Source organism: Pseudomonas sp. Pso3 (genome assembly GCF_055393275.1).
Genome location: NZ_AP043687.1, coordinates 539669 through 552131, shown reverse-complemented (window position 1 = coordinate 552131; position 12463 = coordinate 539669). Strand labels below are relative to the sequence as shown.

Genomic DNA, 12463 nt, shown 5'->3' with positions numbered 1-12463 from the left:
TCGTTATTTATTCGCTATCCGACTCGCTCGTCTCGGAGCTGGGCAGACGGACCGGGCGGCTCGGCACCACGGTGGAGATTGCATGCTTGTAGACCATCTGGCTGACGGTGTTCTTGAGCAGAATCACGAACTGGTCGAAGGACTCGATCTGACCCTGCAGCTTGATACCGTTGACGAGATAGATGGAAACCGGAACGCGCTCTTTACGCAGGGTGTTCAGGTAAGGGTCTTGTAGCGAATGCCCTTTTGACATCGTGTCGCTCTCCTAAGGAAATGAAAATACCGATCTGGCGACATGCCAGTTTCCGCTGCCCACCATGGACACGCGGACAAAAACGATTCAGCTGCGGGGCGATATGGTGTCACCGGCCAGGCATTTCAAGATCCGCGGCAGATTGTCACAAGCCAGGCTGTCGAAGGTGTGTGCGGCGGGCCAGCCACGCAACCAGGTCAACTGCCGCTTCGCCAACTGCCGCGTCGCCGCAACGCCACGCGCCACCATCTCTTCCCGCGTGCAACCCCCTTCCAGGAACTCCCACACCTGACGATAGCCTACGGATCGCATGGACGGCAGACCAGGATGCAAATCGGGACGTTCCCGCAAGGCTGAGACTTCGTCGATGAAGCCCTGTTCCAGCATCAGGCTGAAGCGCTCGGCGATACGCGCATGGAGCACCTCACGCCGGCCGGGCGCCAGGATCAATTGGGCCACAGTATAGGGTAATTGCGTCTGGGGCGCCCCGTTCGAATCGGCATTGGCGCGCAATTGCAGCGCGCGGTGCTCGGTCATCGACTGGCCGCTGACGCGATACACCTCGAGGGCGCGCAGGAGGCGCTGGGGATCGTTGGGATGGATGCGCGCGGCCGATACCGGATCGACCTCGGCCAGTTGCCGGTGGATCTCGCCCCAGCCGGCCGTGGCCGCCAGCGCCTCGATCTCGGCCCGCACCTCGGCGTCGGCACCGGGCATGTCGGCCAGGCCTTCGAGCAGGGCCTTGAAGTAGAGCATGGTGCCACCCACCAGCAGCGGGATGCGTCCGGCCGCGGTGATCTCGGCCATGGCCGCCAGGGCATCGGCGCGAAATTCGGCGGCGGAATAGCTCTCGGCGGGGTCGCGGATGTCCACCAGCCGGTGCGGATGGGCGGCCAGCAGCTCGGCGCTGGGCTTGGCGGTGCCTATGTCCATGCCGCGATAGATGAGCGCCGAATCCACGCTGATCAGCTCGATGGGCAGCAGCCGCGCCAGCTCGATGGCGAGATCGGTCTTGCCGGAGGCGGTCGGCCCCATGAGAAAGATGGCGGGCGGCAGAGGGGCGGTCATTGCGGATTCTCGAAGGGGCGCCGCGCAGGGCGCGGCGGGCGGTCAGCGGCCGCGCAGGAAGAGTTTGTCCAGATCGTCCAGGCTGAGCTGGGCCCAGGTGGGACGACCGTGGTTGCACTGGCCGCTGCGCTCGGTGGTTTCCATGTCGCGCAGCAGGGCATTCATTTCCGGCAGGGTCAGCCGCCGGTTGGCCCGTACCGAGCCGTGGCAGGCCATGGTGCCGAGCAATTCGTTGAGGTGCGCCTGGATGCGATCGCTGGTGCCATAGTCCAGCAGGTCGGCGAGCACGTCCTGCACCAGCCGCGCCGCCTGGGCCTGCTTGAGCAGGGCGGGGATCTGGCGGATGGCGAGGGTCTCGGGACCCAGGCGCTGCAGTTCGAAGCCGAGGCGCTCGAACCACTGGCCATGCTCTTCGGCGCAGTCGGCCTCGCGCTCGCTGACGGCCAGGGACTCCGGCACCAAGAGCGGCTGGCCGCGCAGGCCTTCGCTGGCCATGGCCACCTTGAGTCGTTCGTAGGTGATGCGCTCGTGGGCGGCGTGCATGTCCACTAGGATCAGGCCCTGGGCGTTCTCGGCCAGGATGTAGATGCCCTTGAGCTGCGCCAGGGCATAGCCCAGCGGCGGCACGTCGCCCTGCTCCGCGGGCAGGGCCGCGGCCTCGGCACCCTCCGGCAGCGGCGCGAAGAAGGCCTTGTAGGCGCTCTGCACCTCGGCCACCGGCGCGCCGGCATAGGGCTGCGGGGCAGGACTGTAGTGCGCGGCACCACCCGAACCGCCGCCACCGGCGAAGGGCTGGGCCGGCGGCGCAGGGCTGTCGTGCAACACGGCGGCAGCCAGGCGCATCTCGCCCTGGGGGCCGAATTCACCGGCGGCCGGACCGCTCAGCGGCGTCGGTGCGGTGGGCGCCACCACGGCGAGCTGGTCATCCGGGCGGATGTCGCCAAGTGCCCGGTGCAGGGTGCCGTAGAGAAAGTCGTGCACCTGGCGGCTGTCGCGGAAGCGCACCTCGTGCTTGGTGGGGTGGACGTTGACGTCCACCGCCGCCGGATCCACTTCCAGGAACAGCACGAAGGCCGGGTGGCGACCGTTGTAGAGGACGTCGCGATAGGCCTGGCGTACGGCATGGGCGACCAGCTTGTCGCGCACCATGCGGCCGTTGACGTAGAAGTACTGCAGATCCGCCTGGCTGCGCGAAAAGGTCGGCAGGCCGACCCAGCCCCAGAGGCGCAGGCCGTTGCGCTCGTGTTCCAGCGGCAGAGCCTGCTCGAGAAAGGCCGGACTGCAGACCGCGCCGACCCGCCGACCCTGGCTCTGAGGATCGCCCGCCGGATGCAGGGCCAGCACGCTCTTGCCGTTGTGTCTCAGATGAAAGCCGACGTCGAAGCGCGCCAGCGCCAGGCGCCGCACCACTTCCTGCAGGTGATCGAATTCGGTCTTTTCGGCGCGCAGGAACTTGCGTCGCGCCGGGGTATTGAAGAACAGGTCGCGCACCTCCACCGAGGTGCCCTGGGGATGGGCGGCGGGCTGCACCCGCGGTTGCATCTCGCGGCCTTCGGTCTCCACCTGCCAGGCCTGGTCTTCGCCGCGAAAGCGCGAGGTCAGGGTGAGGCGCGACACCGAACTGACCGACGCCAGGGCCTCACCGCGAAAGCCCAGGCTGGTGACGCTTTCCAGTTCGTCCAGGTGGTAGATCTTGCTGGTGGCATGGCGCGCCAGGGCCAGATGCAGGTCGTCCGGCGGGATGCCATGGCCGTCGTCGCGGATGCGCAGCAGCTTGACCCCGCCCTGCTCCACCTCGATATCGATGCGCCGGGCCCCGGCGTCCAGGCTGTTCTCCAGCAGCTCCTTGGCCACCGAGGCGGGTCGTTCGACCACCTCGCCGGCGGCGATCTGGTTGGACAGCCGCGGGCTGAGCAGCTGGATGCGCCGGGGTTCAGTCATTGCTGGCCGCCAGTTCGTGGGTGGGGATGGTCAATACCTGGCCGGAGCGGATGCGATTACCACGCAGCCCATTGGCCGCCCGCAGGGTGGAGAGATCGACGTCATAGCGACGGGCGATGAGGCTCAGGCTTTCGCCGGGCTGCACCCGGTGCTGATCGAAGCCGCGCACGCTGCCGACCTTGTCGCCCCGCTGTTCACGCTGCCAGGCCAGGTAGGTGCCGGGCGGTGGACGGTGCTGGAAGTACTGCACGATACCGGCCTGGATCTGCCGGGCGAGCAGCCCCTGGTGCGCCGGACTGGCCAGCTTGGCCGATTCGTTGGCATTGGTGATGAAGCCGGTTTCCACCAGGATCGAGGGGATGTCCGGCGACTTCAGCACCATGAAGCCGGCCTGCTCCACCCGCGTGTGCAAGAGCTTGGTGGCGCGCCCGACCTGGCTGAGGATGGTCTGGCCGACCTCCAGGCTGGAGGCCACGGTGGCGGTCATGGACAGGTCCATGAGCACCCCGGCGAGCATGGGATCCTTGTTGTCCAGGGCATCGGACACCCCGCCGACCTGGTCGGAGCGGTTTTCCGCATCGGCCAGCCAGCGCGCCGCCTCGGAGGTGGCGCCGCGCTGGGACAGGGCGAAGACGGTAACGCCCTCGGCGCTGGCACTGGGCGCCGAATCGGCGTGAATCGAAATGAACAGGTCGGCGCCCTTCTTGCGGGCGATGATCTGCCGCTGGCGCAACGGGATGAAGTAGTCGCTGGTGCGGGTCAGCTCGGCGCGAAAGCCCTTCTGCCGATTGAGATTGGCCTGCAACTGCTTGGCGATGGCCAGTACCACGTTCTTCTCGTACAACCGACCGCGACCGATGGCACCCGGGTCTTCGCCGCCGTGGCCGGGGTCGATCACCACCACCACGTCGCGCTTGCCGCTGGGGCTGGACGGCAAACGGGTCGCCGGCTGCGCCGGGGTCACCGGCGTAGCCGGCAGATTGGGCGTGACGGTGGCGGGAATGTCGCTGGTGGCGGGATCGGTGCCCTGGTCGTAGAGGTCGACCACCAGGCGATTGCCGTATTCCTTGTTGGGCGCCAGGGTAAAGCTCTTGGGCGTCAGGGCACCCTTGGTGTCCAGCACCAGGCGCACCTCGCCCGGCGAACGCTGGGCCGCGCGCAGACCAGTGATGGGGGTGTTGCGCAGCGGCTTTTCGTTCAATCCACCGTCGAGCTGCGCGCCGGACAGGTCGATGACGATGCGATCCGGGGCACTGAGGGTGAAGACGCTGGCCTTGACCGGGCCGGTCAGATCGAACACCAGACGGGTGTTGTCGGGCGCACGCCAGACGCGCATGCCCTTGATCTGGGTGGCGGCCAGCAGCTGACTGCTGAGAATCAACAACAACAGGCCGAGTCCCGACCTGAAAAAACGCTTGCGCATGCCTGCGACCGTATAGCTGGAGAACGAGGGATCGGCGCCTAGGGCGCGAGGGCGGCGCACCAGGCCTCGCCGTGAGCGCCATGACTAGTCAGGCGCAGATCACGGCCGTCGGCGCGTGGCGTAATGGTAATGTCCAGGTCCGGCTTTGGCAAAAAGCCCTGACCGCGCTCGGGCCATTCCACCAGGCACAAGGCCTCGGGTGTGAAGTAGTCGCGAATCCCCATGAATTCCAGTTCTTCCGGATCGGCCAGTCGATAGAGATCGAAGTGATAGACCGCGCCACTGGCCAGTTCGTAGGGCTCGACCAGGGTGAAGGTGGGACTCTTCACCGCCCCGGTGTGGCCGAGGCCACGCAGGATGCCCCGCGACAGGGTGGTCTTGCCGGCGCCCAGATCGCCGTGCAGATAGAGTACGCCACGACCGCCGCTGGCCTGGGCCAGGCGGGCACCCAGGGCGTACATGGCGTCTTCGTCGGCGGCGTGCAGGGTCAGTTCAGGCATGGCTGGAGTTCCTCGAGCAACTGGCGGGCGACCGGGGGCAGATCGCTGGCGGCGAGACCGCGGCCCTGGCGACCCAGCTCGGCGCCGGCACGGCCGTGCAGCCAGGCGCCCAGGCAGGCGGCCTCGAAGGGCGCCAGCCCCTGCCCCAGCAGGGCGGCGATGATACCGGTGAGGATGTCCCCCAGGCCACCGGTAGCCATCGCCGGATGACCCTCGCCGCACAGCGCCATGCGACCGTCCGGATGGGCGATCAGGGTACCGAAGCCCTTGAGCAGCGCCACGCCGCCATAGCGCCGCGCCAGTTCGCGGGCGCAACCGGGACGATCGGCTTCGATGTCCTTGATCGAGACCTCCAGCAGCCGCGCCGCCTCGCCCGGATGGGGCGTCATCACCCAGGGCCCGCGCGGCGCCTGGACCACCCCGGCGGCCAGCAGGTTGAGGGCATCGGCGTCCCAGACCTGGACCGCGTCCAGCGTTGCGGCGGCACTGGCCAGGGCCTTGCCCCAGGCGCCCTGCCCCAGGCCCGGCCCGACGGCGAGCACATCGGCCTTCTTGGCCAGTTCCAGCACGGCGAAACTGGAATGCACCCCGGCGACCATGACCTCCGGCCGCCGCGCCAGCACCGCGGTGACATTGGAGGGCCGGGTCGCCAGGCTGAGCATGCCGGCGCCGCAGCGCAGCGCCGCCTCGCTGGTCATGATGGCTGCGCCACCGGTGCCTTCGTCGCCGCCAATCACCAGCAGATGGCCGTACTGCCCCTTGTGCGCATTGAGCGGGCGCCTGGCCAGCCGCGGCAGGTTGCCGGGCGCCAGCCGCTGGGCGGTGGCGTGGGCGGGATTCTGCGGTTCCTCCATCAGCGGCTCGAACACCAGACTGCCGACATGGTCAGGCCCCTTGCCGGTGAACAGGCCGAGCTTGAGGCCGATGAAGGTGATGGTCAGATCGGCGCGCACCAGAGGGCCCGCCGCGGCGCCGGTGTCGGCATCCAGTCCGGAAGGGAGGTCGATGGCCACCACCGGCAATTCGCTGGCGTTGATCCGTTCGATGGCCGCGGCATAGGGCTCGCGCGCCGCGCCCTTGAGGCCGGTGCCCAGCAGGGCATCGACCACCAGACCCTCCAGCGGGGCATCCGCGCGCCAGGGCTGGATGTCCACGCCGGCGGCCAGGGCCTCGGCATGGGCCAGGGCGGCATCGCCCTGGAGTCCGGTCGGATCGGCCAGGTGCCAGACCCGTGCCTGCCAGCCGGCCTTGCGCGCCAGCGCCGCGACCAGATAACCGTCGCCGGCGTTGTTGCCACCGCCGGCCAGCACGCAGAGAGCGCCGGCATGGGGCCAGCCGTGGCGCAACGAGCGCCAGGCCGCGGCCGCCGCGCGTCTCATCAACTCGAGGCCGGGCAGACCGCCGGCGATCAGTTGGGCGTCGAGATCCCGCACCTGCTGGGCGCTGTAGAGCTGGAACGGCAGTTCGTCGTGCATGCTGGGAAAGCCTCCGGAGTCTGGCAAAATAGGCGGCCCTCCTGCCTGTGCGTTCCCGTCGATGTCCGCTGTCGCTCTCGATCTCGCCGCCCTGGCCGACCTCATCAAGACCTGGGGTCGGGAATTGGGCTTTCAGCAGACCGGCATTGCCGGGCTGGATCTGGCACGTCACGAGGAACATCTGGAGCGCTGGCTGGCCGCCGGTTTCCATGGCGAGATGGACTATATGGCCGCGCACGGCAGCAAACGTTCGCGACCGGCCGAACTGGTGCCGGGGACCCTGAGGGTGATTTCCCTGCGGATGGATTACCTGCCCGGCGACACGCGCATGAGCGAGCGCCTGGCCGACGGCGCGGCCGCCTACGTTTCGCGCTACGCCCTGGGCCGCGACTATCACAAGCTGATCCGCAAGCGCCTGCAGCACCTGGCCGAGCGCATCCAGGGCGAGATCGGCCCCTTCGGCTATCGCGCCTTCGTCGACAGCGCGCCGGTGCTGGAAAAGGCCATCGCCGAACAGGCCGGCCTGGGCTGGATCGGCAAGAACACCCTGGTGCTCAATCGCAAGGCCGGCAGCTGGTTCTTTCTCGGCGAACTCTTCGTCGACGTGCCGCTGCCGGTGGACGAACCCACCCCGCGTGACCACTGCGGCACCTGCCGCGCCTGCCTGGACATCTGCCCGACCCAGGCCTTCGTCGGCCCCTATCAGCTCGACGCCCGGCGCTGCATTTCCTACCTGACCATCGAGTTCAAGGGCAGCATTCCGCCGGAGCTGCGCCCCTTGATCGGCAACCGGGTCTTCGGCTGCGACGACTGCCAGCTGGTCTGCCCCTGGAACCGCTTCGCCAAGCCCACCGCCGAAGGCGATTTCCAGCCACGCCACAGTCTGGACAGCGCCAGTCTGGCCGAACTCTTTCGCTGGACCGAAGCCGAATTCCTCAGCCGCACCGAAGGCTCGCCGCTACGCCGCGCCGGCTACGAGCGCTGGCTGCGCAACCTGGCCGTGGGCCTGGGCAACGCCCCGACCAGCATCCCGGTGGTGGAAGCCCTGAAGCTGCAGCGCGAACACCCCTCCCCCCTGGTGCGCGAGCACGTGGAATGGGCGCTGCAGCGACACGCGGCAAGCTAGGCGCTCAGGGCCCTACCGTGGTGTAGGGGATCGGCGCCCACCAGCTGCCGTAAGGGACGCCGTATTTGTCGACATAGCGCTTGACCACCGGCGACAGCGGCCGGTACTTGCCGTTGGATTTGCCGCCATAGGGCCCCTTGGGCTCGATCTCGGCCTGGAGGGTCAGGACCTCGATGGGGTCGAGGCAGGGGCCCATGATCCAGACCTTGACCACCCCGCCAGGCGCCAGGCCGATGGTGAGGTCCTTGCGATAATCGGAAGTGCGACCACTGACCGGACACTCGGCTGGCAGGCGTTCGAGCATTTTTGCCCGCGCCCAGGCGGGAATGGCGAATACCGCCTGATAGGTTTGGGGCTCAACCATTGACTGCCAGCGCAGCGCTACCATATAGGGCAGATCTAGCCCGGTCATGTAGAGGCCTTTGCCCGACCCGATTCTCCTAGGCCAGCCCTTGGCAGTCGCTGACAGACTCGCGGGCTGTCCCATGGCAACTACGCCACCCATGGCATTAGGAAAAAAGCGGCCATCGATGTCACTGACATTGGCCAACTCCAACCAGACCTCCATGTAATTGGGTGCTAGAAAACCCAGGTACCAAGCGTCGTAAGGAAGCTTAGGCTTTGGCACGGCGCTGGATTGGCAGCCAGCGAGGCCGAGCGCGAGAACAAGGCACAGCAGCCAGCGATTCATTCGGGATAACCTGCCTGGGGACGGTTGGGATAGACGTTGCGTTTACCAGCGGCCGTAGGGGCGTTAACGAAGAAGATGCCCAGGTTGCTAAGGTCTTTACCCAATAGCGCGTTCCAGTGAGCGGAAAGATGTACATAGCGACCGAACAGCAGGCGAGCCTCAGCTTGGTCGATATGCAGCGGAACACCCTGGACGTTGGCTTGCAGCTTGGTAGCAATCTCCTTCAACTCATCGGGCAGGCGTAATTCAGGATCAGCTTCATCGATGGCCGCCAGGAGCACTCCGTTGGCAACGGCGAGGCGATGCATCACACGCAAGTAGACCAAGGACAGCTCACCGCGCACCTGACGTTCCAGGCGGATCGCGGCGATAACCTCGGTTTCCGGCATCTCGCCGCGGGTACGTGGCAAGTTGTTGCGCCAGGTATCGATTGCCAAGGTGGTGGAGCCTGGGTCGTACCAGGGCTCTCGTTGCAACTGCGCCAGCTCCCGCTGGGCTTGGCGATAGCTCCAGGCCGCCTGGCTGTCGGTGCCATAGCGCTCTCGCGAGGCGCGTGGTCGCGTCAACAGCAGGCGCTCGGTCATCTCGGGCGCATAGCCTCCACCTAAGTCGGCATGAGCACCCGGCAGGGCAATTTCTTGATGCTGGGGCGCAACACTGGTAAGGGCGAAGTTACGCCGGTGCTCGTCACGTGCGACCAGGTGCACCACCTTGTCGGCACATCCTGCCGGCAGATAGAGGTTGACGCCAGGGTTGGCGATATTGGTCGGGGTAAAGTCGCCACGCCTGGGGTCCGCTATCGCCGTTACGGTATCGAATAGTCCGATGAAGTTGAGCCTGACCTTAGCGCTCTGCCACGAAAAGCACCTGGCTAAACCCGCCGCAGCAATACCGCCGCCCGCCTTCACCTCGTTTGCGAAGTGGCGTGCAGCCGCGGCACCCCGGCTAAAGCCAAAAATATCGAATTTGATGGCTTCAACGACGACATTGGGATTGATGCGCTTGAATTGATCGTAGCGCTCACCGAACGCGACTGGAAACGTCTGAACACATCCCAGCACACCACTGGCACCCAAGCCCGTTCCCATGGACAAGGCGCTATCAGGTTGTCCGGCCCGAGTGCCGATACCTTCGATATAGACCGGAATAGCCGCTGACTTTTCGTCCTGCTCGACGGCACGCTGAGTATCGTCTTGATAGAGCCGATACAACCGCACGATGTTCGTATCGGCATTGGCATAACTGCTGTCCGGATTGCCCATGAACGCCTGGCAGTGCCGAGCGATGCTCTCGGCTTGATTGGTATCAAACCCCTGCTCTTCCGCCCGGCAGGCGGCGCCGGTGGCGGCGTTGAAGAGGTTGTTGCCGGTACCGTCGAAGAAGACGCCGATGCGCAGGGTGATGCGCTGTTCCAGCGGGCGCTCCGCCTGTTCGGCGACTTCATTCCTGGCGACGGGCGCGCTGTCCGGGCGCTTGGCCGGTCCCTCGCTGCCCTGTCGCTCCCGGTCGCGCAGCGCCGAAGGCTTTCCCTGCCCCGGTGCCAGGCCGGTAGCACCTGCATGGCTTGCGCAGGTGCCCTTGGCCGCGCCGCCTGCGTCCAGGCCGATGATGACGGTGCCGGAACCACCGATCACCACGCCGCCATGGCTGGTGAGGCTGCCGAGCACCGCCGCAGGCCGGCCGTTGATCAGGACGTTGGGGATGACCGCGGCGCTCAGGGCCGCGCCACAGCCGCAGGCATGGCCGAGGGTCGCGGCGGGCAGGCCATCGAAGGTGACATCGGCGGAGCCCTGGACCAGGGCGGTGGAACCACATTTGGGGCAGGCGACGGCGTCGCCCAGGCGAGCAGCGGGCTTTCCAGACATGACCGATCTCCCTATCGGTAACTGGGGCCTGAAAAATGCCGCACAAAAGGCTCTAGGACAAGCCTTTCAGCGCGATACCGTGCAAATCGTCATGGCCTTAGCCGTGGGGATCGTCCGGATAGGTGAAGGTCGGCATCTGCCAGTTGAATCTCAGCGCCAGCAGGCGCAGCAGCAGCCCCGCGGCCAGGGTGATGAGCAGTGCCTGCTCTTCGCCGAGCCACGGGCGGCAGAGCAGGTAGCAGCCGGCGGAGAGTACCGCCACGCTGGCATAGAGCTCGCGCCTGAGGATCAGGGGTACGTCGTTGCAGAGGATGTCGCGCAGGATGCCGCCGCAGGTGCCGGTCAGGGTGCCGCTGACGATGACGATGGCCGGACTCAGGCCCATTTCCAGGGCCACCTGGCAGCCGATCACGGTAAAGGCCACCAGGCCCAGGGCGTCGAGCACCAGGAACAACCGGCGCAGATAGCGCATGACCCGCGCGATGGCCACGGTGGCGAGGCCCGCGCCGACGGTGAGCGCGAGGTACTCCGGGTGCTTTACCCAGCCCAGCGGATAGTGCCCCAGCAGCACATCGCGCACCGAGCCGCCGCCCAGGGCGGTGACGCTGGCGATCAGCGCCACGCCGAACAGGTCCATGCCGCGGCGCCCCGCGGACAGGGCGCCGGTCATGGCTTCGGCGGTGATGGCGACCAGGTAGAGGATGGACAGCAGCACCGACGGGTGGCCGTCAGACCTTGATGAAGTGCTCGCGGTAGTGACGCAGCTCGGCGATGGAATCGCGGATGTCGTCCAGCGCCAGGTGGCTGCCGCTCTTCTTCACGCCGTCACGCACATGGGGTGCCCAGCGCGCGGCCAGTTCCTTGAGGGTGGAGACGTCCAGGTTGCGGTAGTGGAAGTAGGCTTCCAGCTCCGGCATGCGGCGATAGAGGAAGCGCCGGTCCTGGCAGATGCTGTTGCCGCAGATCGGCGATTTGCCCTTGGGCACCCATTGACGCAGGAACTCCAGGGTCAGGGCCTCGGCCTGGGCGGTGTCGACGGTGCTCTCGCGTACCCGCTGGGTCAGGCCCGAGCCGCCGTGCTGACGGGTATTCCACTCGTCCATGCCGGCCAGGATCTCGTCCGACTGGTGGATGGCCAGTACCGGGCCCTCGGCCAGCACATTGAGATCGCTGTCGGTGACGATGGTGGCCATCTCGATGATCACGTCCCGATCTGGATCCAGGCCGGTCATTTCCAGGTCGATCCAGATCAGGTGCTGAGGATTGGGGGCGGTCATGGTGAACTCCTTGATGATGGCACCAGTGTAGCAGCGCGCCTGCCGCGCACCTAACGATGCCAGAGCAGCAGCCGGCTGCCGCGCAGGTCCCCTACCTCCAGCACCCGATCCGCGGGCTGGCCGGGAATCTCGAAGGTGTTGCTAATCAGCCAGCTGCCGGCGCGCTGCTCCGTGCGGGCCTTGTCGCCCAGGCGTGGCATGGGCGCCGGCGAGAGAAAGCAGTAGACGACGTCGAACTCGCCCAGCTCCACCCGCCAGAGATCGCGATAGCGCACTTGGCAATTGCGCCGCGGCAGGCAGCGCAGCCAGGCCAGGGCGAAGCTCAGCGGCGCCGTCTCCACGCCGACGAAGGTGGCCTGCGGAAAGCGCCGGGACAGATCGACCAGGGTATCGCCCAGGCCGCAGCCCAGGTCGACGAAGCGAAAGGTCGGCTCGCGCTCGGCGAGCAGTTCGGCCAGCCGTTCGCGGGTCTGGCGGCCGGTGAGATAGAGCGGTACCCGCTCGCGCAGGCTGTTCCAGTTCAGCAGCAGGAGCAGCAGGAAGCCGAGCGCGGCGATGCCCGCCGAGAGCCCGCGACCGCTGACCAGATAGAGCGCCGGGGCGAACAGCAGATTGATGAAGACCCACCAGCGGGCGAGTCCCAGCAACTCGCCCAGCAGGGCCGCCAGTACCGCCTGCAGGCAGACCAGCGCCAGCAGCGAGGGGCGCTGGCCGGCGAAGCTGGCCCACAGGCGGATGCCGACGACGGCGACCACCAGGGCGGCCAGTTGCACCAGCACGGCCAGCAACAGCGGATAGCGCGAGGCGAGATGGGCCAGCATGGGGGCTCCGAAGCGACGAGGTA

12 protein-coding genes are annotated in these 12463 nt (G+C 67.0%); 1 reads left to right on the top strand and 11 read right to left on the bottom strand.

The window, feature by feature from the left end; all coding sequences use genetic code 11:
- Positions 1 to 7 precede the first annotated feature (7 nt).
- The 6 genes from hfq to ACZ5R1_RS02590 form a co-directional block, all read right to left on the bottom strand.
- On the bottom strand, positions 8 to 253 hold the full coding sequence (hfq, locus tag ACZ5R1_RS02615; protein WP_007161156.1) for an RNA chaperone Hfq: 246 nt from the start codon (positions 251 to 253) through the stop codon (positions 8 to 10).
- Between the two features lie 87 nt (positions 254 to 340).
- Complete coding sequence (miaA, locus tag ACZ5R1_RS02610; RefSeq protein ID WP_007161157.1) at positions 341 to 1321, bottom strand: tRNA (adenosine(37)-N6)-dimethylallyltransferase MiaA; 981 nt, start codon at positions 1319 to 1321, stop codon at positions 341 to 343.
- Between the two features lie 42 nt (positions 1322 to 1363).
- Positions 1364 to 3262: a DNA mismatch repair endonuclease MutL gene (mutL, locus tag ACZ5R1_RS02605; protein ID WP_144948559.1), complete on the bottom strand. Its 1899-nt coding sequence runs from the start codon at positions 3260 to 3262 to the stop codon at positions 1364 to 1366.
- Positions 3255 to 4685, bottom strand: coding sequence for an N-acetylmuramoyl-L-alanine amidase (locus ACZ5R1_RS02600; protein WP_027598837.1), 1431 nt, complete (start codon positions 4683 to 4685; stop codon positions 3255 to 3257). Before ACZ5R1_RS02600 ends, mutL begins: the two co-directional genes overlap by 8 nt.
- Positions 4686 to 4723: 38 nt before the next feature.
- Positions 4724 to 5185 carry a tRNA (adenosine(37)-N6)-threonylcarbamoyltransferase complex ATPase subunit type 1 TsaE gene (gene tsaE / locus ACZ5R1_RS02595; RefSeq protein WP_007161160.1) on the bottom strand — a complete coding sequence of 154 codons (462 nt, stop codon included), beginning with the start codon at positions 5183 to 5185 and terminating at the stop codon, positions 4724 to 4726.
- Positions 5173 to 6660, bottom strand: a complete 1488-nt coding sequence (locus ACZ5R1_RS02590) for an NAD(P)H-hydrate dehydratase (protein ID WP_288406140.1) — start codon at positions 6658 to 6660, stop codon at positions 5173 to 5175. The genes tsaE and ACZ5R1_RS02590 overlap by 13 nt, the downstream gene beginning before the upstream one ends.
- A 61-nt stretch (positions 6661 to 6721) precedes the next feature.
- Between ACZ5R1_RS02590 and queG the strand changes: the two genes are divergently transcribed.
- Positions 6722 to 7786, top strand: coding sequence for a tRNA epoxyqueuosine(34) reductase QueG (gene queG / locus ACZ5R1_RS02585; RefSeq protein WP_042137352.1), 1065 nt, complete (start codon positions 6722 to 6724; stop codon positions 7784 to 7786).
- A gap of 4 nt (positions 7787 to 7790) precedes the next feature.
- On the opposite strand, the gene ACZ5R1_RS02580 is transcribed toward queG, so the two are convergent.
- From ACZ5R1_RS02580 to ACZ5R1_RS02560, 5 genes are all read right to left on the bottom strand, one after another.
- Positions 7791 to 8477 (bottom strand): DUF2931 family protein, encoded by a 687-nt coding sequence (locus tag ACZ5R1_RS02580; RefSeq protein ID WP_042137350.1) that lies wholly within the window; start codon positions 8475 to 8477, stop codon positions 7791 to 7793.
- Positions 8474 to 10342, bottom strand: coding sequence for a PAAR domain-containing protein (locus ACZ5R1_RS02575; RefSeq protein WP_464712803.1), 1869 nt, complete (start codon positions 10340 to 10342; stop codon positions 8474 to 8476). Before ACZ5R1_RS02575 ends, ACZ5R1_RS02580 begins: the two co-directional genes overlap by 4 nt.
- 97 nt (positions 10343 to 10439) lie before the next feature.
- A complete protein-coding gene (locus tag ACZ5R1_RS02570) occupies positions 10440 to 11054 on the bottom strand; it encodes a trimeric intracellular cation channel family protein (RefSeq protein WP_042137396.1) in 615 nt (204 codons plus the stop codon).
- Between the two features lie 16 nt (positions 11055 to 11070).
- Entirely contained in the window at positions 11071 to 11619 is a 549-nt protein-coding gene (gene orn / locus ACZ5R1_RS02565) for an oligoribonuclease (RefSeq protein ID WP_042137346.1), read from the bottom strand.
- Positions 11620 to 11669: 50 nt separating this feature from the next.
- Positions 11670 to 12440: a class I SAM-dependent methyltransferase gene (locus tag ACZ5R1_RS02560; RefSeq protein WP_027598845.1), complete on the bottom strand. Its 771-nt coding sequence runs from the start codon at positions 12438 to 12440 to the stop codon at positions 11670 to 11672.
- Positions 12441 to 12463: the final 23 nt, after the last annotated feature.